Source organism: Terrihalobacillus insolitus (genome assembly GCF_028416575.1).
Classification (GTDB): Bacteria; Bacillota; Bacilli; order Bacillales; family Amphibacillaceae; genus Terrihalobacillus; species Terrihalobacillus insolitus.
This window is the reverse complement of sequence record NZ_JAMQKB010000002.1, coordinates 62,747-84,055: the sequence shown is the minus strand read 5'-3', so window position 1 is coordinate 84,055 and position 21,309 is coordinate 62,747. Positions and strand designations below refer to the sequence as shown.

24 protein-coding genes are annotated in these 21,309 nt (G+C 38.4%); all 24 read left to right on the top strand.

The genetic code is table 11. The annotated features are described in order from the left end of the window. Positions 1 to 130: 130 nt before the first annotated feature. The 24 genes from dprA to NC797_RS03470 all read left to right on the top strand — a co-directional run bounded on the left by dprA (position 131) and on the right by NC797_RS03470 (position 21,301). Positions 131 to 1,063 (top strand): DNA-processing protein DprA, encoded by a 933-nt coding sequence (gene dprA / locus NC797_RS03585; RefSeq protein ID WP_272435322.1) that lies wholly within the window; start codon positions 131 to 133, stop codon positions 1,061 to 1,063. A 161-nt stretch (positions 1,064 to 1,224) separates the two neighbouring features. Continuing rightward, a complete protein-coding gene (gene topA, locus NC797_RS03580; RefSeq protein ID WP_272435321.1) occupies positions 1,225 to 3,303 on the top strand; it encodes a type I DNA topoisomerase in 2,079 nt (692 codons plus the stop codon). 443 nt (positions 3,304 to 3,746) lie between these two features. Further along, positions 3,747 to 4,661 (top strand): tyrosine recombinase XerC, encoded by a 915-nt coding sequence (xerC, locus tag NC797_RS03575; protein WP_272435320.1) that lies wholly within the window; start codon positions 3,747 to 3,749, stop codon positions 4,659 to 4,661. Further along, entirely contained in the window at positions 4,651 to 5,196 is a 546-nt protein-coding gene (hslV, locus tag NC797_RS03570; protein WP_272435319.1) for an ATP-dependent protease subunit HslV, read from the top strand. The genes xerC and hslV overlap by 11 nt, the downstream gene beginning before the upstream one ends. A gap of 19 nt (positions 5,197 to 5,215) precedes the next feature. Continuing rightward, positions 5,216 to 6,613 carry an HslU--HslV peptidase ATPase subunit gene (hslU, locus tag NC797_RS03565; RefSeq protein WP_272435318.1) on the top strand — a complete coding sequence of 466 codons (1,398 nt, stop codon included), beginning with the start codon at positions 5,216 to 5,218 and terminating at the stop codon, positions 6,611 to 6,613. A 30-nt stretch (positions 6,614 to 6,643) separates the two neighbouring features. Continuing rightward, positions 6,644 to 7,420, top strand: a complete 777-nt coding sequence (codY, locus tag NC797_RS03560; protein WP_272435316.1) for a GTP-sensing pleiotropic transcriptional regulator CodY — start codon at positions 6,644 to 6,646, stop codon at positions 7,418 to 7,420. 367 nt (positions 7,421 to 7,787) lie between these two features. After that, positions 7,788 to 8,189: a flagellar basal body rod protein FlgB gene (gene flgB / locus NC797_RS03555; protein WP_272435315.1), complete on the top strand. Its 402-nt coding sequence runs from the start codon at positions 7,788 to 7,790 to the stop codon at positions 8,187 to 8,189. Between the two features lie 2 nt (positions 8,190 to 8,191). Next, positions 8,192 to 8,647: a flagellar basal body rod protein FlgC gene (flgC, locus tag NC797_RS03550; RefSeq protein ID WP_272435314.1), complete on the top strand. Its 456-nt coding sequence runs from the start codon at positions 8,192 to 8,194 to the stop codon at positions 8,645 to 8,647. Positions 8,648 to 8,722: 75 nt separating this feature from the next. Then, positions 8,723 to 9,004, top strand: a complete 282-nt coding sequence (fliE, locus tag NC797_RS03545) for a flagellar hook-basal body complex protein FliE (RefSeq protein ID WP_272435604.1) — start codon at positions 8,723 to 8,725, stop codon at positions 9,002 to 9,004. A gap of 70 nt (positions 9,005 to 9,074) precedes the next feature. Further along, the gene (fliF, locus tag NC797_RS03540; protein WP_272435313.1) at positions 9,075 to 10,673 is read left to right on the top strand and encodes a flagellar basal-body MS-ring/collar protein FliF; all 1,599 of its coding nucleotides are present in this window, start codon (positions 9,075 to 9,077) and stop codon (positions 10,671 to 10,673) included. Positions 10,674 to 10,688: 15 nt separating this feature from the next. Next, positions 10,689 to 11,702 carry a flagellar motor switch protein FliG gene (gene fliG / locus NC797_RS03535; protein WP_272435312.1) on the top strand — a complete coding sequence of 338 codons (1,014 nt, stop codon included), beginning with the start codon at positions 10,689 to 10,691 and terminating at the stop codon, positions 11,700 to 11,702. Then, on the top strand, positions 11,695 to 12,477 hold the full coding sequence (gene fliH, locus NC797_RS03530; protein WP_272435311.1) for a flagellar assembly protein FliH: 783 nt from the start codon (positions 11,695 to 11,697) through the stop codon (positions 12,475 to 12,477). Before fliG ends, fliH begins: the two co-directional genes overlap by 8 nt. Next, positions 12,467 to 13,786: a flagellar protein export ATPase FliI gene (gene fliI, locus NC797_RS03525; RefSeq protein WP_417168679.1), complete on the top strand. Its 1,320-nt coding sequence runs from the start codon at positions 12,467 to 12,469 to the stop codon at positions 13,784 to 13,786. The genes fliH and fliI overlap by 11 nt, the downstream gene beginning before the upstream one ends. After that, positions 13,786 to 14,226 (top strand): flagellar export protein FliJ, encoded by a 441-nt coding sequence (gene fliJ / locus NC797_RS03520; RefSeq protein ID WP_272435310.1) that lies wholly within the window; start codon positions 13,786 to 13,788, stop codon positions 14,224 to 14,226. The genes fliI and fliJ overlap by 1 nt, the downstream gene beginning before the upstream one ends. Positions 14,227 to 14,230: 4 nt before the next feature. Then, positions 14,231 to 14,830: a MotE family protein gene (locus NC797_RS03515; RefSeq protein WP_272435309.1), complete on the top strand. Its 600-nt coding sequence runs from the start codon at positions 14,231 to 14,233 to the stop codon at positions 14,828 to 14,830. A 17-nt stretch (positions 14,831 to 14,847) separates the two neighbouring features. Continuing rightward, positions 14,848 to 16,203, top strand: coding sequence for a flagellar hook-length control protein FliK (locus NC797_RS03510; RefSeq protein ID WP_272435308.1), 1,356 nt, complete (start codon positions 14,848 to 14,850; stop codon positions 16,201 to 16,203). Between the two features lie 11 nt (positions 16,204 to 16,214). After that, a complete protein-coding gene (gene flgD, locus NC797_RS03505) occupies positions 16,215 to 16,655 on the top strand; it encodes a flagellar hook assembly protein FlgD (RefSeq protein ID WP_272435306.1) in 441 nt (146 codons plus the stop codon). A gap of 15 nt (positions 16,656 to 16,670) precedes the next feature. Continuing rightward, a complete protein-coding gene (locus NC797_RS03500; protein ID WP_272435305.1) occupies positions 16,671 to 17,042 on the top strand; it encodes a TIGR02530 family flagellar biosynthesis protein in 372 nt (123 codons plus the stop codon). A gap of 86 nt (positions 17,043 to 17,128) precedes the next feature. Then, positions 17,129 to 18,037 (top strand): flagellar basal body rod protein FlgG, encoded by a 909-nt coding sequence (gene flgG / locus NC797_RS03495; protein WP_272435304.1) that lies wholly within the window; start codon positions 17,129 to 17,131, stop codon positions 18,035 to 18,037. A 48-nt stretch (positions 18,038 to 18,085) separates the two neighbouring features. After that, positions 18,086 to 18,307: a flagellar FlbD family protein gene (locus NC797_RS03490; RefSeq protein ID WP_272435303.1), complete on the top strand. Its 222-nt coding sequence runs from the start codon at positions 18,086 to 18,088 to the stop codon at positions 18,305 to 18,307. Next, complete coding sequence (gene fliL / locus NC797_RS03485; protein WP_272435302.1) at positions 18,297 to 18,719, top strand: flagellar basal body-associated protein FliL; 423 nt, start codon at positions 18,297 to 18,299, stop codon at positions 18,717 to 18,719. Before NC797_RS03490 ends, fliL begins: the two co-directional genes overlap by 11 nt. Before the next feature lie 75 nt (positions 18,720 to 18,794). Then, complete coding sequence (gene fliM / locus NC797_RS03480; RefSeq protein ID WP_272435301.1) at positions 18,795 to 19,790, top strand: flagellar motor switch protein FliM; 996 nt, start codon at positions 18,795 to 18,797, stop codon at positions 19,788 to 19,790. Continuing rightward, positions 19,783 to 20,919 carry a flagellar motor switch phosphatase FliY gene (fliY, locus tag NC797_RS03475; RefSeq protein WP_272435300.1) on the top strand — a complete coding sequence of 379 codons (1,137 nt, stop codon included), beginning with the start codon at positions 19,783 to 19,785 and terminating at the stop codon, positions 20,917 to 20,919. The genes fliM and fliY overlap by 8 nt, the downstream gene beginning before the upstream one ends. 19 nt (positions 20,920 to 20,938) lie before the next feature. Further along, a complete protein-coding gene (locus NC797_RS03470) occupies positions 20,939 to 21,301 on the top strand; it encodes a response regulator (RefSeq protein ID WP_272435299.1) in 363 nt (120 codons plus the stop codon). Positions 21,302 to 21,309: the final 8 nt, after the last annotated feature.

The following is a 21,309-nucleotide window of genomic DNA, read 5'->3' as shown; positions in this document are numbered from 1 at the left end:
GCGTGTTCAAAAAGTCGGCAAATTAGAAGCAAGCAGATCGAGGCGGCACAGTTTTGAACAACCTCTTCATCCTCTATTGCCCCCACTATCCTTTTGTTTCCATCCTATATTCTATCGAAAGAGTGATCATATGAATAAAAGAATAAGACTTATCCACCTGCATCGTGCAAGAGGTGCAACTAGACCTTTGATTAGAAGGATATTAAAAAAAGATCCAACTCTTGAGCATCTCTATCATTGGCCCATTTCTTCATTTACGCACAACTTTTCCCTTCCCAGTTCTAGAGCTACTCAATTGTATCAAGACCTCCATGACAAACAACTGTTATCAACCATTTTCCAGGACATGAAAACCTACAAGATTATTACGCTATTTGATGAACAATATCCGAAAATATTACGCACCATTATCGATCCTCCGTTTGTACTTTATGCGACGGGAGATGTCAGTATCTTGCAGTCACATCCATCATTAAGTGTGGTCGGAACAAGAAATCCGACTAAAGAAGCGATGCAAAAAATGACATTTTTATTAAAACCATTAATTGAATATGGGTTCACAATTGTAAGTGGAATGGCAATGGGGATTGATGGTTTGGCACATCGGATTACGATGAGCTATTCAGGCAGGACGATTGCTGTTTTAGGAGGTGGTTTTGAGCACATTTATCCGAAGGGACACCAAGGTCTCTTTCAGCAACTTGCTTCAACCCAACTCGTTCTCTCCGAATATGCACCACATGTTCCTCCTCAAAAATTTCATTTTCCCGAAAGAAATCGAATTATAAGTGGACTAAGCTTTGGGACATTGGTTGTCGAGGCAAAAGATAAAAGCGGCTCATTGATAACAGTTGATCAAGCATTGGAGCAAGGCAGAGAAGCATATGCTGTTCCAGGATCGATTTTGTCGCCTCAATCTAGTGGTTGTCATAAAATGATTTTAGATGGTGCTAAATTAGTTCAAAATACCCATGAAATAATAAGCGATTGGAACGATTTACAGGACAAATGGAGTCGGATATTGTCGGATAACGAAGAAAATGATGCCCTGTTTATGACGTAATAAAAGAATGATGTTTGACAAACCTTAAAAAAGTATTTACTATCAGGGAAGATTTACCGTCGATTCATTTATCAAAATTTAGGCTATAGTAAACAATGTGCGCGAACAATGAAGAAATCAATTTAATAAAAATAGAAAAGTACCTCCTGGGAGGAAAAAACATGGCAGACTATCTAGTAATTGTAGAATCTCCAGCTAAAGCGAAAACAATTGAGCGATATTTAGGAAAAAAATATAAAGTAAAAGCATCGATGGGACATGTGAGAGACTTGCCTAAAAGTCAAATGGGTGTTGACGTGGAGGAAGAGTTTAACCCGAAATATATTACGATTCGCGGCAAGGGTCCCGTTTTAAAAGAATTAAAAAGTGCCGCAAAAAAAGTGAAAAAGGTATATCTTGCAGCAGACCCCGACAGAGAGGGTGAGGCGATTGCTTGGCATCTAGCCCACAGTTTAAATATCGATGAGAACTCAGGGTGTCGAGTCGTTTTCAACGAAATTACAAAGGAAGCGATCAAAGAATCTTTTAAGCACCCAAGATCAATTGATATGGATTTAGTTGATGCACAACAAGCGAGAAGGATCTTAGACCGATTAGTAGGTTACAATATTAGTCCATTACTTTGGAAGAAAGTAAAAAAAGGCCTTAGTGCTGGTAGGGTTCAATCTGTTGCAGTTAAAATGATTAGTGATAGGGAAAAAGAAATTGAACAATTTAAACCCGAAGAATATTGGTCAATCGAAGCGAACTTTTTAAAAGGAAAAGAAGAATTTGAAGGTGTCTTCTACGGATATGATGGGGAGAAAAAAGCACTTGGTAATAAGGAAGAAGTAGAAAAAACCCTTTCCAAACTTAAAGGGAAAAAATTTGTTGTTGAAAAAGTAAACAAACGAGAACGTAAACGGAATCCATCTCCGCCGTTTACAACATCCTCTATTCAACAAGAAGCTGCGAGGAAACTAAACTTCCGCGCAAGAAAGACAATGATGGTAGCACAGCAGCTATATGAAGGGATCGACTTAGGTAAAAAGGAAGGCATAACAGGTCTTATAACCTATATGAGAACCGATTCTACACGTATATCCGAAACAGCACAAAAAGATACTGCCCAATATGTGGAAGAGAATTTCGGTAAAGAATTTCTAGGGGAGAATAAAAAGCGGAAAAATGCAGAGGGTGCTCAAGATGCACACGAAGCCATCCGCCCCACTTCGGTAAGTCGTGACCCTAAATCGATCAAAAGTATTTTATCTCGTGACCAATATCGCTTATATAAACTGATTTGGGATCGATTTGTTGCAAGTCAAATGGCACCTGCAATTATGGATACAATGACCGTTCACCTTATGAATGAAGGAGTGGAGTTTCGAGCAACTGGTTCAAAGGTGAAGTTTAAAGGATTTATGAAAATTTACATTGAAGGAAACGATGACAATAAAAAAGAAGAAGATAAATTACTGCCAGATTTACAGGAAGGAACAAAGGTTGAAGCCAAAAGTATTGAACCAAATCAACATTTTACTCAGCCACCTCCTCGCTATACCGAAGCAAGACTGGTTAAGGCGATGGAGGAGCAAGGGATTGGTCGGCCATCTACATACGCCCCAACTCTTGACACGATTCAGCGGAGGGGCTATGTAACGTTAGATAATCGAAGGTTCGTACCGACCGAACTAGGTCTAATCGTTATTGAATTAGTCGAGGAATTTTTCCCGGAGATCGTTGACGTTGACTTCACTGTAAAAATGGAAAAGGATCTTGATGCGGTTGAAGAAGGGAAAATAGAATGGGTGAAACTCATTGATGAATTTTACCAAGGCTTTGATAAGCGATTAGAAATAGCAGAAAAAGAAATGGAAAAGGTTGAAATAAAAGACGAACCAGCTGGAGAGTCCTGTGAGGAATGTGGCCATGATATGGTTTACAAAATGGGAAGGTACGGGAAATTCATGGCATGCTCTAATTTCCCTGATTGTAGAAACACCAAGCCGATATTAAAAGAGATTGGTGTAACATGTCCGACATGTGAAAAGGGAAATGTAGTAGAAAGAAAGTCTAAAAAAAATAGAACTTTCTATGGCTGTGATCGATATCCGGATTGTGAATTTATCTCATGGGATAAACCAATTACAAGGCCTTGTCCGAAATGTGATTCGTTGTTAGTGGAAAAGAAATCAAAAAAAGGTACACAAGTACAATGTACAAATTGTGATTATAAAGAAGATAAGCAGGATAATTAGGATCACTATAAAAAAACTACTTGAAAACATTCAAGTAGTTTTTTACTTTTACATGTAGGTTTTTCAAACACGAAAGTTCCTCTTTAGATAAAAGTTGGGTCACTTCTTATTGAAAGATTCACTTAAAAGAGGATGTTCACGGATTTAAAAATAAATTCAATTGATTGACAGTCTTTTCATGTAAAGCTATAATTATGCTTTGGCAAGCTCATTTACTTGACAGATAACAATAAAAAGGGCATTTTAGCTAAAGAGTAAAAAAAATTCTAATTTTTAGTTTTAAATAGATCAAAATAGGATACGATATAATGGAGCGATGTAAAGCGCAATTCAGAATTTTGTTACAATTGTGTTAACTTTATTGCACTTCATTCGTTATGTATGTTACTATTTATACGCCTTGAGGGGTGAGGGGAATTTTTGAAAAAGAGAACAAAGCATTTATGGAGTATCTACAAATCGAAAAAAATGCGTCTCCGTATACTGTTCGCTATTATCTGAATGATCTGAAATCCTTTCAACACTTTTTAGAATTGGAAGGGATTTCAGCACTTGAAGATGTAGATTATCATACAGTTCGGTTGTTTTTGACTACACTATATGATCAACAGCTGACGAAACGAACGATCGCAAGAAAGATTTCTAGTACGAGAAGTTTTTATAAATTTATGGAGCGAGAAGGAAAATTATCTGGTAACCCATTTCTTCGTGTATCGCTTCCAAAAGCAGATCACCCAATCCCTGATTTTGTATATGAAAAGGAATTAGAAAAACTCTTTACTGTAAGTGATGTATCCACTAGTTTAGGGCAGCGGGATCAAGCCATCCTTGAAACATTATATGCTACTGGTATACGGGTCAGTGAATGTGTGAACGTAACACTTTCAGATATCGATTTTTATATGGGTACGATGCTGGTGCATGGAAAAGGGAGAAAAGAGCGGTATGTTCCGTTTGGTCAATTTGCCGAAAGTGCTCTACAGGAATACATAAAAAATGGTAGAACCGAAATGTTAAAAAAAGCCAACAACAAGACAGAAGTAGTTTTTTTGAACGCACATGGCAACCCATTAACAACTCGAGGAATTCGATTTATTTTGGATAAAATAGTAAACAAAGCAGCCCTTACAATCGATTTACATCCACATAAGCTTCGACATACCTTTGCAACTCATTTGTTAAACAATGGAGCGGATCTGCGGGCGGTTCAAGAATTACTTGGACACGAACATCTGTCTTCTACACAAATTTATACACATGTGACGAAAGACCGTTTACGTACAATATATATGGGAAGCCATCCTAGAGCTGACAAAAAGGAAACAATGAAAGAGGTGGAATCTGACGATGAATCATGATTTTCACGCAACGACTATATTTGCTATTCAGCATAATGGCCAAAGTGCTATGAGTGGAGATGGCCAAGTGACATTAGGAAATGCAGTTGTGATGAAACATAAAGCACGTAAGGTTCGTACGTTATATAAAGGAAAGGTATTAGCAGGTTTTGCTGGTTCAGTGGCGGACGCTTTTACACTATTTGAAAAATTTGAGGGAAAACTAGAAACATATAACGGTAACCTTGCAAGAGCGGCTGTTGAACTAGCGAAGGAATGGAGAAGTGACAAAGTGCTACGCAGACTGGAAGCAATGTTAATTGTAATGAATAAAGAGCAGATGTTTCTCGTTTCTGGTACAGGTGAGGTCATCGAACCAGATGATGGTATTTTGGCGATTGGTTCAGGTGGGAATTATGCATTGAGTGCAGGTCGAGCGCTAAGAGGGTATGCAAAGGAGCTTTCAGCGAAGGAAATTGCACAGGCATCCCTTGAAATAGCTGGTGAAATATGTGTGTTTACGAACGACCAAATTACGCTAGAAGTACTGGAATGATAAGGAGGCAGAAAACAAAATGGCGATAAATTATACGCCGAAGCAGATTGTTGAGCAATTGGATCAATATATTATTGGCCAGAAAAACGCAAAAAAATCTGTAGCTGTTGCATTAAGAAATCGATATCGTCGAATGCATTTAGATAATAAATTGAAAGATGAAATTGTTCCGAAAAATATTTTGATGATAGGGCCAACAGGTGTCGGAAAAACAGAAGTGGCAAGACGACTCGCAAGACTTGTTGGTGCCCCTTTTGTAAAGGTTGAAGCGACAAAGTTTACAGAAGTAGGCTATGTAGGACGAGATGTGGAATCGATGGTTCGAGATCTTGTTGAAATGTCGGTACGCATTGTAAAAGAAGATAAGATGAAAGGCGTGCAGGATAAAGCGGAACAGCTTGCAAATAAGGAATTGGTAAAACTACTTGTTCCAAAGGTTAAAAAACAATCAAACTTTAAAAATCCTCTTGAAATGATATTTTCCGCACAACAGGCGGATGATCCTGATCAAGAAGAGCAACCCGATGAAAGTCAAGACATTGAAAATAAAAGAAAACGAGTTGAGCACAAACTTGCACTAGGCGAATTAGAGGATACAATGGTAAGCATTGACATTGAAGAGCAATCTCCTTCTATGTTTGACATGCTCCAAGGCTCAGGCATGGAGCAAATGGGAATGAACATGCAAGATGCATTTAGTCAGTTTATGCCTAAAAAGAAAAAGAAAAGAAAATTACCTGTTTCTGAAGCAAGGAGGGTATTGACTCAGCAAGAGGCACAAAAATTAATCGATATGGATGAAGTGACGCTAGAAGCTATTCAAAAAGCAGAACAGGCTGGCATCATCTTTATTGATGAAATAGACAAAGTGGCTGGAAAAGGGGACCAATCTGCAAACGTATCCCGAGAAGGTGTTCAACGAGACATACTGCCGATTGTTGAAGGATCGACGGTAGTGACCAAACATGGCCCCGTCAAAACCGATCATGTTTTGTTTGTGGCTGCAGGTGCTTTCCACATGGCAAAGCCGTCAGATTTGATACCAGAACTGCAAGGTCGTTTTCCGATCAGGGTTGAATTTGACAAATTATCAGTTGAAGATTTTAAGAAGATTCTAGTTGAGCCGTCTAACGCGCTTCTTAAACAATACCAAGCATTATTAGGTACAGAAGGTATAAATGTTACATTTACAGATGACGCTGTAACGAGGATTGCAGAAATTGCATACGAGGTTAACCAAGACACAGACAACATTGGTGCTAGGCGACTACACACCATATTGGAAAAACTACTAGAGGAATTGTCATTTGAAGCTCCAGACATAACGATGGAAACGATTGAAATCACGAAACACTATGTCAATGACAAATTAAGTTCAATTGCTAAAAATAAAGATTTAAGTCAATATATACTATAGAAGCTCTCTATAGGGAAATTGGAGGATAACATGGAATTACTAGACAAAACAAGGAAACTGAATGCAATGTTGCAAAAAACAACAGGAAAGTCCGTGAATTTTAATGATATGTCTGCAACACTGCGTGATGTCATTACTGCGAACATTTTTATTTTAAGTAGAAGAGGAAAGCTGCTCGGATTTGCGATTAATCAACAGATTGAGAATGACCGAATGAAGACTATGTTAGAGGAGAGACAATTTCCAGAAGAATATACACAAAGCTTGTTTGGTATACAAGAAACAACACCGAATATTGATATCGACAGCAAATATACAGCATTTCCATCTGAAAATCCCGACTTGTTTAAAAATGGCCTGACAACGATTGTGCCAATTATTGGTGGGGGCGAACGCTTAGGGACATTAATATTAAGCAGACTGTCTGCAAGCTTTGACAACGATGATTTGCTACTTGCGGAATATGGTGCTACTGTTGTTGGCATGGAAATTCTACACGAAAAAGCCGAGGAAATTGAAATAGAAGCAAGAAGTAAGGCGGTTGTTCAAATGGCCATTAGCTCTCTTTCTTTTAGTGAGTTAGAGGCGATTGAACACATTTTTGAAGAACTCGATGGTAATGAGGGACTACTTGTTGCAAGTAAGATTGCCGATCGGGTAGGAATAACACGTTCCGTTATCGTAAATGCATTGAGGAAACTTGAAAGTGCAGGTGTGATTGAATCCCGTTCATTAGGAATGAAAGGAACATATATCAAAGTGCTAAATAATAAGTTCCTTGTTGAGCTTCAAAAAATGAAAAATTAGTTAAATAAAAAACCTTATTCTGTAAAAGCAGAATAAGGTTTTTTATTGTTTTCATTTTTTTTTCGATGGATCCTCTATCTTTTCGTCTAGTTGTTCATTCTATAATTTTACATTCAAAATAAGTATTTCCATTGATTCATTAATGTGTGATAATAGCAACAAGTGACAATTAAAACAATAAGACGACAATTTTAGCCTGCGTGGAATATACTGGTTTAAAGTTCATACGAAAGACCCAAAATCCGTAAAAAGAAAAGGGAACTAAAGCCATATTCTACAAAATTCCATAGACACATGATATGAATTAAATTACAATATTCGATAGGAATAGACTTTTTATGAGGGTTGAAAAAAAGGAGGGATAAATATGTCGTTGTTTGGAAACACAATACAAACGCTGGAACAGTCATTAGATTATGCTTCTTTAAAAAACAAGACAATTTCGAACAACATTGCCAACGTAGATACTCCTAATTTCAAAACGAAGGAAGTTGCGTTTAAATCGATTCTTAATGAAACATTACAGAGTTCTACTTTTCGGGCGAAACGAACAAATCCAAAACACATTGCTTTTGGTTCAAATGTGAATGAATCTACATTTAAAATTACGACAAACCAGTCAACTACATATAATCAAAATGGAAACAATGTCGATATGGATAAAGAAATGACGGAACTTGCAAAAAATCAAATCTATTATCAAAGTTTAGTAGATCGCATCAATGGAAAATTTTCTAGTCTGCAAACAGTCATTAGAGGGGGAAGATAAGGTTGAGCATTTTTCAATCATTAAATATTAGCGCAAGTGCGTTGACGGCACAAAGGTTAAGAATGGATATAACATCCTCCAATATTGCGAACGCGCAGACAACACGTGCAACAGTAAACGAAAATGGAGAATATGAACCATATCGAAGAAAAATGGTCGTCTTTGAACCTAAGGATCAAAGCTTTCGGTCTTTCTTAGAACAGGCCACCAATCGATCCTCAACCCCAGGACAGGGCGTTGTTGTGTCAAAAATCACAGAGGATGATGAACCATTTAAATTAATGTATAACCCAAGTCACCCTGACGCTAATGCCGATGGTTACGTACAGATGCCGAACGTGGACCCTTTAAAAGAGATGGTTGACTTAATGAGTGCAACAAGGTCTTATGAAGCTAATGTCACGTCACTAAATGCTTCGAAGAACATGCTATTAAAAGCATTAGAAATTGGCAAATAAGTAAGAATAGAATTCGAGTCTCTGATTAGAAGTGAGGTGTATATGTAAATGGATTCACTTGGTAAAGTAGGTGCTATGCAAACTACTAATTTCATCGACAAGATGACCCCAACTAAAGTTTCTCCTGGTAAAGCACAGCAAGAATTCGCACAAAGCCTAAAGGGGGCAATCGAAAAATTGAACGAAGCACAAGTCGTCTCAGACAAAAAAACACAAGCTCTTGCAAAAGGAGAGATCACTGATTTAGACGATGTAATGATTGCCGCACAAAAAGCAAGTATAACTCTCCAAACTGCGGTCGAAGTACAGCGTAAAGCAATCGATGCATACAACGAAATCATGAGAATGCAAGTATAGGCATGAAGTTTATGAAACTTCTTCCAAATAGCGTTATCCATAGAAATATGTCGGTTTGGTGGGGACAATTATGAAACAAAGATTACAAGTATATAAAGAGAAAATCACAGTCTTTTGGGCAGACCGTTCAAGGAAACAGAAAATGCTGTTACTTGGTTCAGTGATTGCCTTGATTGTTTTAATAGGTTTGACCAGTACGCTTGCAGCCACTTCAAAAATGGTGCCATTATACAATAATTTATCAATCCAAGAAGTGGGCCAAATTAAAGCCGAATTAGACAGCCGTGGCATTAAGTACGGGCTAGAAAATGCAGGTCAAACGATTACTGTACCAGAAGAGCAGGTTGACACTTTACTTGTCGATCTTGCAACACTAGGGATTCCAGATAGTGGAAATATTGATTATTCCTTTTTTAGTGCAAACACCTCTTGGGGGATGACCGATAATGAATTTGACGTCATTAAACTGGATGCTATGCAGACAGAGCTTGCAAATTTAATTAAGAGCATTGAAGGGATCAAGGACGCCAAAGTCATGATCAACAAGCCGCAAGCCCCTGTTTTTGTAAGTGATGCTAGTCAAGAGGCTTCTGCATCGATCGTTATTAATACGGAAACAGGCTATCAACCGAAAGGTAATCAAATTGAATCTCTTTATCGACTCGTTTCGAAGTCTGTTCCAAACCTCCCTACAGATAATATCGTCATCATGAACCAATATTTTGAGTATTTTGATTTAAAAAATACAAATTCTTTTGGTAATACAGACATGTACACGTATCAACAAAATGTAAAGAAAGAGACGGAAAGAGATATACAGCGTCGCGTGCAACAGATGTTAGGACAGATGATCGGACAAGATAAAGTAATGGTATCTGTGACAACAGATATCGATTTCACCCAAGAAAATCGAACAGAAGAAATTGTTGAGCCAGTTAGTGAGCAAGAAATGGAAGGACTTCCAGTGAGCGTGGAAACGATTCGAGAAACATATACTGGAAATCCACCAGTTGGGGGTGAAGTTGGAACAGGTGATGAAGATGTTCCGAATTACCCTGCAGCAGGAGATGGTAACAACGGCGATTATGAAATGGTAAAAGAGTCGATAAATAATGAATTTAACAGAATCAAAAAAAACATAGTGGAAAGCCCATATAAAGTTCGTGATTTAGGTATCCAAGTAGCAATAGATAATTCAAAATCACAAACTGGCGAAAACGGAGAAACACAATATTTGTCTGCCGAAGAGGAAGATGCTGTCCGTGCAGGAATAGCTTCTATACTAAACTCTATTGTATCCACTACAATCGCGAAAGATTACGGCAATGTGAATCCGACTGAAAAGGTGTCAATCGTATTTCAAGAATTTAACGGTAAACCAGGGTTACCACAAAATGTAGCACCAGTTATTCCAAAGTGGTTGTATGGAGTAGGTGCTGGGCTGCTACTTGTCATTCTACTGCTCGTTGGAACATTACTTCGTCGTAGGAAAAAAGAGGGAGTAGTGGAAGATGTGCAAATGGAAGACCAACAGCCAATGGCAGTTCCGAATATGGAAGAGAGTGAAGAAACAGAATCTTCGTTACGTCGCAAACAACTTGAAAAAATGGCCAGCGATGAACCAGAGGATTTTGCTAAGCTTCTTAGAAGCTGGATTGCGGAAGACTAGGGGGCAGGCATAAACATGGTAAGGCAAAAAGAAGAATTAACTGGAAGACAAAAAGCTGCCATACTACTTATATCATTAGGTCCTGATGTTTCTGCGAAGGTGTTTAAGCATTTGACAGAGGAAGAAATCGAAAAACTGACGCTTGAAATTTCTTCCGTAAAAAAGGTAGAAGGTGCGCAAAAAGAAGACGTCTTGAGCCAATTTCATCAAATCGCCCTTGCACAGGACTACATTACTCAAGGTGGTATTAATTATGCAAAAACAGTTTTGGAGAAAGCTTTAGGTCAACAAGAAGCAACAAATATTCTCAATAGATTGACATCAACATTACAAGTGAGACCATTTGATTTTGCGCGCAAAGCGGATCCTTCTCAAATATTAAATTACATCCAAAATGAGCATCCACAAACGATAGCACTTGTTCTATCCTATCTGGATCCTGAACAAGCTGGTCAGATACTATCAAATCTTCCACAGGAGTTACAGGCTGATATAGCGAAACGGATTGCTATTATGGATCCTACTTCACCTGAAATAATTAGTCAGGTTGAGCAGGTTTTAGAAAAAAACTTATCCTCCAGTTTGATTCAAGACTATACAAAAACGGGTGGTATCCAAGCTGTAGTGGAAGTTTTAAATGGTGTAGATCGCAGTACCGAACGAACCATATTAGATGCGCTTGAAATCCAAGATCCAGAACTCGCAGAAGAAATTAAGAAACGAATGTTTGTCTTTGAAGATATTGTTACCCTCGATAACCGCGCTATTCAGCGTGTTATTAGAGAAGTTGAAAATGATGATCTTCGCTTATCACTGAAAGTTGCAAGTGAAGAAGTAAAAGAAATTGTCTTTCAAAATATGTCAACAAGAATGGCGGAAACGTTTAAAGAAGAAATGGAATTTATGGGCCCTGTTCGACTGCGTGATGTTGAGGAAGCACAGACTCGAATCGTAGCTGCGATTCGCAGACTCGAGGAAGCAGGAGAAATTGTGATTGCTCGTGGCGGAGGTGACGATATCATTGTCTAGAATTTATAAATATAGTCGTTCTGACTTACAAACGAAGGTTATAGAAATTAAGCCGATTACCACAAACATCGCACCAAAGCCTGATGATTCAACTATAGACACTGACATAGAACAGGAAATTGATAGGAAGTTAGCATCTGCAAACATAGCTGTTGAAGAGGCAAAGGCTCAAGCTGCCAACATTCTTGCTAAGGCAAAGTCTGAGATAAAAGAAGGAAAAGATGCTTTAGAACAATCAAGAAAGAGCATGTTAGCAGAAGCAGAAAACAAAGGTTACCAAGATGGATTACAGGCAGGACAAGCAGAAGGCCGAGAACAATATCAACAATATTTGAAAGAAGCTCAAGACGTTCTGAAACTCGCCAAAAAGGATTATGCTACCATTCTTCAACAAAGTGAACAAACGATTTTAGCTTTAGCATTAAAAGCAGCTTCGAAAATAGTAAGAATGAAACTAGAAGAAGAGCCAGACTATTTTATCGAAATAGTGAAGGGTGTATTAAAGGAAGTTCGGGATCAAGACAACATTTCCGTTTATGCACATCCGAATGATTATCCGCTCCTTTTAAATCAAAAGGAAGAGCTGCAAACCATTTTGCGTACACAGGCAGATCTGATGATGTATCCTGATGGAGATTTGCCGATTGGAAGTTGTATTGTTGAGTCTTCTTTTGGAAGAATCGACGCAAGTATTGATAGTCAATTGATTGAAATAAGGACAAAACTGTTTGAACACGCAAATGAGTTATCCCAGGAGGAATCCCGTGAACCTTGACATGTATTTTAATGCCATCGACCAAATAGATACCTACAAACGGTATGGAAAGGTCCATCGCGTTGTTGGTCTGATGATCGAGTCTACAGGTCCAGAAGTGAGTGTAGGGGATGTATGCTACGTTCATACACTTGGCCAAAAAAAGAAACGGATTTTGAGTGAAGTAGTCGGCTTTTACAATGAGAAGGTTCTACTCATGCCATATGATTCATTGAAGGAAATAGGGGCGGGTAGTTTCGTAGAGTCTACAGGCCAGTCGCTTAAAGTAAAAGTAGGGAGAGGGTTAATAGGAAAGGTTATTGATTCATTAGGAAACCCTCTCGATCATTCAGCTCTACCAAAGGGATTAACGACATATCCGACTGAACAATCACCTCCTAACCCGTTAGAAAGACCACCCATTAGGGAAGCGATCCAGGTGGGTGTTCGAGCGATCGACACGTTGTTAACGGTTGGGAAAGGCCAAAGAATAGGCATTTTTGCAGGTAGTGGAGTTGGGAAGAGTACATTACTCGGAATGATCTCAAGAAACAGTAATGCAGATATTAATGTTATTGCCCTTATCGGTGAACGCGGCCGAGAAGTGCGAGAATTTATCGAAACGGATCTTGGTGAGGAAGGATTAAAGAAATCAATTGTTATCGTAGCTACTTCCGACCAGCCAGCACTAATGAGGATTAAAGGTGCTTATACTGCAACAGCAATAAGTGAATACTTTCGTGATTTAGGATTCCAAGTAAACTTGCTAATGGATTCCGTGACAAGGGTTGCAATGGCTCAAAGAGAGGTTGGATTGGCAACAGGGGAACCACCAACTACCAAAGGTTATACACCGTCTGTTTTTGCGAATTTACCAAAACTACTGGAACGTACTGGAACAAGTAAATATGGTTCCATAACAGCTTTTTATACGGTGCTAGTTGATGGTGATGATCTAAACGAGCCGATTGCAGATACGGTAAGAGGGATTCTTGATGGTCACTTTGTTCTGGATCGAAAATTAGCGGAACAAGGACAGTTTCCCGCTATCAATATTCTTAAATCGATTAGTAGAGTGATGCCACACATTACTTCTGACCACGATATAAATGCGGCACAGCGAATTCGTTCCCTCCTGGCAACTTATGAAGAGAATGTAGAGCTAATACAGATTGGTGCTTATAAACAAGGGACACGGCGAGATGTTGATGAATCGATACGGTACCACCCTAAAATAATTAATTTTTTAAAGCAATCTGTCCAAGAAATAGCAACAAGGGATGCTTCTTTAAAGGAGCTACACAGTCTAGCCTTTGGGAGTGATGATTAATGGCGACATCGTCCTACACAAAAATTTTACAAGTAAGAGAACACGAAAAAACCGACGCCTACAAGATGTATAAAAAAGCCGTTGACAGTTTTGAAGAGATCGGAATGGAGCTTTTTCATTTGTTAAAGAAAAAAGAAGAAGCGGAACGAGAGTACCATTCTACACTTTCAGGATCAGCACCAATTGCAACGATCACGTTTCAGCATAGCTATCTTGAACGATTAAAACACCAAATAGAACATGTTCAAATTGCTGTCAACAATGCAAGGGCAGAAATGGAAAAACAGCAAGGTAAATTGACAAATGCACATATGGAAGTAAAAAAAATGGAGCAGTTAATCCATAATGATTTTATCGTTTATCATCAAAAGCTGACAAAGCAAGAAAATGAACAAATGGATGAAATATCGATCCGACAATATGTAAACGGAAATAGGTGAGGATATGGCAGGGAAAAATTACAAGGAAACGAACGCTTCAACAGGTCCATTTCAGTGGCTATTCATCGTCGTTATTCCATTTATTTTTGCCCTTGTACTTGCCACTATCATTGCTGCATTAGCTGGTATAAACGTTGGTAATAAGGCAAAACAATTGGTGAACAACGTACCATTTGTTTCTAAATTGGTTGTGACAGAGGAAGAAATGGCCAAAGAGGAACAAAAGAAAAAAGCAAGTTCTCTCGAAAATGAGTTGAATAAGAAAAATGAAACGATTACCGAATTAGAATTAGCTATACAGCAAAAGGACGGGAAAATTGCTGATTTAAATAAGGAATTGGAAAAACTGATCAAGGAGAAGGAGGAGCTTCAGCTAACCGAACAACAAGCAAATGATCGACTACAAAGTTTCTCAGCATCGTTTAAAGAAATGGATCCTGAAGCTGCTGCCCCAATATTACTTAACCTTGAGATTAAGACCGCGACCAAATTGCTCGAAACGTTACCTACCGAACAACGTGGGAATGTTTTGGCAGCGATGGAACCAGCGGAAGCGGCTAAATTAGCCAGTGTCTTATTAAATGGTGAAGAGATGAATGATTGAAGGGGGGTGATAATAAGATGAAAGCTGCGGGAATGGTAATAAAACAAGCGCCATCACTAGTCGATTTCACCAAGAAAAGTAATGTTCAAACACCGTCTACGAATCGTTTTGTTACGCTTCTGAATCAAGCAAAAGAATCTTCTAATACAACAGATGCAACCGTAACGGATGGCAATCAACTCGTTTCTACTATAATTGAACAAATAAAACAGTTACTTGATCCAACAAAAAGTAGCTCCAATCGTTTATCAATAGAAGGAACAACAGTGGAAATAAGTACTCAAACACTACTTTCAAAATTTTCAAAAGCGCAGTTAAAAGAACTTAGAGCTCTTTTAGCTGATGTCGATGGTGAAACAGGAAATACGGGCTTGATGAGTGACGCGTTGGTAAAGGAGCTGCAATCTGCACTAAGGAAATTAGGGGAACAAGGTATGACATTAGAACAAAGTCTAGAAGAATGGATGCCAATGGAATCGGCTGAAAAGACAAATGTTCAGCCTGACTTGATAAACGATGGCATGCTGTTATCCGCTTTATGGGATAAGGCAATCAATGTCTTAAAAAGCATAGAGGATCAAGCACCTACCAAAAAACAAGCGGCTGTACTTAAAAATTTGTTGGAGCAATGGGTGGCAGTAACAAAGCAAACTAGTAAAAACGATAATGCTTCACAGGTGTTAACGAATAAGGGCACACAAAAGGAACAAGCCATCTGGACCCAGTTGATTCAAACATACCAGAATAGAAGTACTTTAGTTGGTCAACAAAGATATGCAAATAATGCGGAAGTAACCTCCGCAGACGTAAGTAAATGGGTAAGCAATGCGTTAGCAAGGTACAAAGCAGATGAATCCGTACAAATAAAGGAATCCAATCTTACACCTACCCAACAACCTATGACTAAACTTGAACAGTATGTCATCTATGTTAACCAAACGGCTAACCAAGAGACGAAGGAACAGCAGGTAATGCAGGAGCTGCAACGTGTTTTGAAGACAAGTAAATTTCTGCAAAAGAATGGAATGGAGCAATTGGCGATTAAATTGAAACCGGTAAATATGGGAGATATGGTCGTTAAGCTCACGCAATTAAATGGAGAAATGGTCGTGAAGATTTCTGTTACGACACAGGTGGCCAAAGACATGCTTGAAGGCAATTTGCAACAGCTAAGACATATGTTTTCACCGCAACAAGTAGTAATTGAAAAGACGGATCCGCTTTCTCTAGGTGATCTATATAGTCTTGAACAAGAAGAACGATTTAAAGATGCAGCAAAGGATGAACAGCAACAGCAGAGCCAACAACAAAATCAAGGAAACACACCATCTGAATTAAGCTTTCATGACATTTTGGTGAATGAGAAAGTGTAGGTGATAAAAACATGACAAAAATTGATCCTGCTAATTATTTAACGAATCAAACAGTAAGAGGATCAACAAGTTCTTCGCTTGGTAAAGATGAATTTTTGAAAATTTTGATGGCGCAGTTACAGAACCAGGATCCTTTGAAACCAATGGATGATAAAGAATTTATTTCTCAAATGACGACTTTTTCCTCATTGGAGCAAACGATGAATATGTCTAGTTCGATTGAACAGCTCGTAAAAAGCCAGACTGTTTCACCAGTACTACAGTATAGCAACCTGATTGGTAAGAAAGTGACCTATCCGGTTTTAAATGATGAAACTGGAAAAGTAGTAGATTCTAAACAGGGTCTCGTCGTAGCTGTGAGTCAAAAGGATGGGGTTGCATTACTAGAGTTAGATGGTGGTGACAAGATAGATGTTGAGAGTATAACGAGAGTTAGTGAGCCCAAAGTGTAAAAAGGGGTGACGTAAATGGATCATCGCATACAGCAGTTACGCCCACAGCCATTTCCATTACCAAAACAAACAAAGCCTGTTCAACAGCAAGGTGGATCCACTTTTTCGGATGTTTTGGCAGAGGTACAAGATTTAAAGATTAGTAAGCATGCGAAACAAAGACTAGTAGAGCGAAACATTAAGATTGATTCAACACAATGGATGGAAATTTCTAAGAAGATCGATGAAGCGAGTCAAAAAGGAATAACAGATTCTCTAGTAGTGACAAAAGATGCTGCCCTATTAGTAAGTGCAAAAAACAAAACAATTGTAACAGCTTTGGATCGAGGTGAAGCGTCAAGTAAAATTTTTACAAATATTAATGGGACGATTTTGTTAGATGATTAAGGGCTGGACCTTAACAGGAAGCCTACGAAACCACTGAATGACAGAAAGTGGTTTATTCAACCTAAAATAGGAAGGAATGTTCATATATGCTACGTTCAATGTATGCGGGAATTTCGGGAATGAAGGGGTTTCAGACGAAGCTAGACGTGATTGGTAATAATATAGCTAATGTAAACACGAGTGGGTTTAAAAAGGGACGTACAACTTTTCAAGACATGATGAGTCAGTCATTATCTGGAGCAGAAGGTCCGGTAGTGCAAAATGGGGATGCACTACGTGGTGGAATAAATCCATCTCAAGTAGGGTTAGGTTCACAGGTAGGGTCAGTTGACAACATCCAAACACAAGGAAACAGGCAAACGACGAACAGGCCGTTAGATCTGGCTTTAGAAGGAGATGGCATGTTTGTACTCGGTCAAAATCTAGTGAATCCATTGGATGGTAACGGGAACCCCGATCCTACTCAAGGGGTAGACTTAGCAGAAACAACGATTAACTTTACCCGTGCAGGGAATTTTTACTTGGATAACGATGGCTATATTGTAAATTCAGATGGTAAGTATTTGTTGGGGGAAAATAATGGGAATGTGGATAGACTTCAAATTCCGGCTGAAGCAGCGAGCTTTAGTATTCAAAACAATGGAGCTGTCACCTATGTGGATGAAACAGGGGTAGTCCAAAATGCAGGACAGATCAGACTAGCTAATTTCTCTAACCCTGGTGGACTCGAAAAATCAGGTTCCAATACATTTCAGCTAACAATTAATGCAGGTGTTTTCACGGATGATGGGAATTTTGATAGTGTAAATGATCTTGTTATTCCAGAACAAAATGGTACTGCTTCGGTAGTTTCAGGAGCACTTGAAATGTCAAATGTAGACTTAGCTGAAGAATTCACGGAAATGATTGTGGCACAGCGTGGCTTCCAGGCAAACACAAGAATTATCACGACTTCTGATGAGATTTTGCAAGAGCTTGTTAATCTCAAACGATAAATAAGGGAGGTGTGGGGGGCTGGTTTAATCCATTGCTCCCCCTCCAATATGATTTCAGTCACACGTTTAAATGGGGATTCTTTTTTATTAAATGCTATGTTGATTGAGCAAATTCAATCCTTTCCTGACACGACCATTACATTAGTGAACAACAAAAGATTAGTCGTAAAAGAATCCGAAAGAGAAATCGTTCAATTGATGACAAATTACTACAAACAGGTTGGGATCGTCGCTATCCAACAAAAAGCAGGTGACAGCGGTGAATCGTAAAGTAATGAAAACCATGATCGCAATATTGGTCACGATAACTGTTATGGGAGTCGGCGCACTCCTTTACGTTTTAGACGTTTTTGGGGAACAAAAGACTAGTGGAGAACCAACACTGGATGAAATGATCGAGAATTCTTATCAAACTTCTGAGATTACAGGGGATTTAAAGGATGGTAGCTTTGTTCGCTTGCAATTCAAAATTGTAACTGATAGTAGAAAAGCAAAAGAAGAAGCAGAAAAACGAGAATTCCAGCTTAAAAACATTTTAATTAAGGAGCTCGTTAAATTAAATGAGGAAGATTTTAATCGTTCACTCACAGACCTCGAGCAAATGCTCGCAACGAAAATGAATGGTTTGATGAAAAACGGAAATATTGTTGATGTTTATACGATCGATAAGATTTTGCAATAAAAGTAAACGTGTATCATGTGATGAATTCCTGATTATCTATATAACGTAATTGTTCCTGAACTGGAGGTGACATTGTTGGCAGATGAAGTATTATCCCAAAACGAAATCGACGCATTACTATCTGCACTTTCGTCAGGTGAAATGGATGCAAACCAACTAGAACATGATCAACAAACAAAAAAAATAAGAGTATATGATTTTAAACGAGCCCTCCGTTTTTCAAAGGATCAAATTCGAGGTCTAGCTAGAATTCACGAAAATTTTGCAAGGCTGTTAACGACGTATTTTTCAACCCAACTTCGGACATACGCGCAAATTTCAGTTGCATCTGTAGACCAAATTCCTTACGAAGAATTTATACGTTCCATTCCTAACATGACGATATTAAATATTTATAGTGTTCCACCGTTAGATGGGCGTATTTTGCTAGAATTCAATCCGAATATTGCTTATGCGATGTTGGACAGAGTGCTTGGAGGAAAAGGGAACACTGTAAACAAGATTGAGAACCTTACAGAAATCGAAACGCTATTAATGTCCCAGTTGTTTGAAAAAGCGATGGATAATCTAAAAGAAGCATGGAGTTCTCTAGCAGAAATTGACCCTATGCTAGAGGAATTTGAAGTCAATCCTCAGTTCCTACAAATGGTATCACCGAACGAAACGGTTGTAGTTATATCCTTAAATACAACGATCGGAGAAAGTAGCGGAATGATTAACATCTGTATTCCACATGTAGTGCTTGAATCAATTATTCCAAAACTCTCTGTGCATTACTGGATGCAAACTGGATCAAAAGAGACGAAACCTGAAGAATACGATAATTTAACGAAAAACATCGAAACAGCAAAAGTAAAGATAAGTGCGGTTTTGGGAAATGCTTCCATTCAAATCAATGATTTTCTTGACTTAAGCGAAAATGATGTGATCCAGCTTGATCAATCTATTCACGATCCATTAGTGTTAATGGTCGATGAAGCACCAAAGTTTTATGTGCAGCCAGGTAAAAGCAAGAAAAAAATTGCCGTACAAGTTATCGATGATATTAAAGGGGGGAATAAGGATGAATGACGATAACATGTTGTCACAAGACGAAATTGATGCGCTTTTAAAAAAAACAGAAGAAAGTACAAATCCAAACTCAGAACAACCACATACGGAAAAACCATTAATGGAACATTATTTATCCGAATTGGAACAGGATGCATTAGCGGAAATTGGAAATATTTCGTTTGGTAGTTCAGCAACTACTCTGTCTAAGCTTCTCAACCAAAAGGTGGATATCACTACACCTGAAACATCTCTTATTTTAAAGGAAAATTTACAAGATGAATTTCCACAGCCACAAGTCGGTGTTCAAGTAAACTATACAGAAGGATTTAAAGGAACGAACCTACTCGTCATCAAAACAATAGATGCAGCTGTTATTGCGGATTTAATGCTTGGGGGGGACGGCGTTAACCCAGCAGAGCAACTGGACGATATTCATTTAAGTGCTGTACAGGAAGCAATGAATCAGATGATGGGTACAGCTGCAACAAGTATGTCAACGATATTTAAAAAGCGAATCGTTATTTCCCCTCCTTCCATAAGCGTTTTGGATACGGAGGATAATGGAAGTGCTGTTATTCCAGCTCAAGAAATATTGTTTAAGGTTTCTTTTAACATTAAAATAGGTAATTTAATTGATTCAAACATCATGCAGCTCGTTCCTGTTCATTTTGCTAAGGAACTCGTAGATCAATTGCTCAACCCGATGGATAATCAAGAAGAAACAGCTTCTGTAACGAAGCATACCAACGAAACAAACAAAACTTATCAGGCTAATAACACCGATAAGGAACCAAGGTACATTGGTGCAAATATGGTAGATCAAAACGTTCAGATGCATCCTGCAGCATTTTCAAACTTTGAAAATGTGAATGTAACAAAAGGTGAACAACGAAATCTAAATATGCTATTAGATATACCACTTCAAGTAACAGTAGAGCTTGGACAAACTAAAAGAACGATTAAAGATATTTTAGATTTATCGTCTGGCTCTGTCATTGAACTTGACAAACTAGCAGGAGAACCAGTTGATATTAAAGTGAATGATAAATTAATAGCGAAAGGGGAAGTCGTTGTAATAGATGAAAATTTCGGTGTTCGTGTTACAGATATTTTAAGCCAATCAGATCGTTTGAAACATTTGAATTAGCAAAAAGCGAGGGGTTATTATGGCGAACAAAGTACTAATTGTCGATGATGCGGCATTTATGCGTATGATGCTCAAGGATATTTTGTTAAAACATGAATTCGAAGTAGTCGGGGAGGCACAAGATGGCCTTCAAGCAATTGATCAATATAAAGAATTATCACCCTGCTTAGTGATCATGGACATAACGATGCCAGAAATGGATGGAATAACGGCTTTAAAGGAATTAAAAAAAATAAACCCAGAGGCAAAAGTAATTATGTGCTCGGCCATGGGACAGCAGTCGATGGTTGTGGATGCGATTCAAGCTGGAGCAAAGGACTTTATTGTGAAACCATTCCAGGCAGATCGTGTAATGGAATCCATTCAAAAAGTGTTGGAATAGGTTGTGAG

What these genes read in the sequence shown, in the direction of transcription:
- fliG (WP_272435312.1), top strand. Translation starts at nt 10,689, where the DNA reads ATGGTAAGGCAAAAAGAAGAATTAACTGGAAGACAAAAAGCTGCCATA.
- xerC (WP_272435320.1), top strand. Translation starts at nt 3,747, where the DNA reads ATGGAGTATCTACAAATCGAAAAAAATGCGTCTCCGTATACTGTTCGC.
- NC797_RS03510 (WP_272435308.1), top strand. Translation starts at nt 14,848, where the DNA reads ATGAAAGCTGCGGGAATGGTAATAAAACAAGCGCCATCACTAGTCGAT.
- fliY (WP_272435300.1), top strand. Translation starts at nt 19,783, where the DNA reads ATGAATGACGATAACATGTTGTCACAAGACGAAATTGATGCGCTTTTA.
- codY (WP_272435316.1), top strand. Translation starts at nt 6,644, where the DNA reads ATGGAATTACTAGACAAAACAAGGAAACTGAATGCAATGTTGCAAAAA.
- NC797_RS03470 (WP_272435299.1), top strand. Translation starts at nt 20,939, where the DNA reads ATGGCGAACAAAGTACTAATTGTCGATGATGCGGCATTTATGCGTATG.
- flgG (WP_272435304.1), top strand. Translation starts at nt 17,129, where the DNA reads ATGCTACGTTCAATGTATGCGGGAATTTCGGGAATGAAGGGGTTTCAG.
- hslV (WP_272435319.1), top strand. Translation starts at nt 4,651, where the DNA reads ATGAATCATGATTTTCACGCAACGACTATATTTGCTATTCAGCATAAT.
- NC797_RS03490 (WP_272435303.1), top strand. Translation starts at nt 18,086, where the DNA reads ATGATTTCAGTCACACGTTTAAATGGGGATTCTTTTTTATTAAATGCT.
- flgD (WP_272435306.1), top strand. Translation starts at nt 16,215, where the DNA reads ATGACAAAAATTGATCCTGCTAATTATTTAACGAATCAAACAGTAAGA.
- hslU (WP_272435318.1), top strand. Translation starts at nt 5,216, where the DNA reads ATGGCGATAAATTATACGCCGAAGCAGATTGTTGAGCAATTGGATCAA.
- NC797_RS03515 (WP_272435309.1), top strand. Translation starts at nt 14,231, where the DNA reads ATGGCAGGGAAAAATTACAAGGAAACGAACGCTTCAACAGGTCCATTT.
- NC797_RS03500 (WP_272435305.1), top strand. Translation starts at nt 16,671, where the DNA reads ATGGATCATCGCATACAGCAGTTACGCCCACAGCCATTTCCATTACCA.
- dprA (WP_272435322.1), top strand. Translation starts at nt 131, where the DNA reads ATGAATAAAAGAATAAGACTTATCCACCTGCATCGTGCAAGAGGTGCA.
- flgB (WP_272435315.1), top strand. Translation starts at nt 7,788, where the DNA reads ATGTCGTTGTTTGGAAACACAATACAAACGCTGGAACAGTCATTAGAT.
- topA (WP_272435321.1), top strand. Translation starts at nt 1,225, where the DNA reads ATGGCAGACTATCTAGTAATTGTAGAATCTCCAGCTAAAGCGAAAACA.
- fliJ (WP_272435310.1), top strand. Translation starts at nt 13,786, where the DNA reads ATGGCGACATCGTCCTACACAAAAATTTTACAAGTAAGAGAACACGAA.
- fliE (WP_272435604.1), top strand. Translation starts at nt 8,723, where the DNA reads ATGCAAACTACTAATTTCATCGACAAGATGACCCCAACTAAAGTTTCT.
- fliF (WP_272435313.1), top strand. Translation starts at nt 9,075, where the DNA reads ATGAAACAAAGATTACAAGTATATAAAGAGAAAATCACAGTCTTTTGG.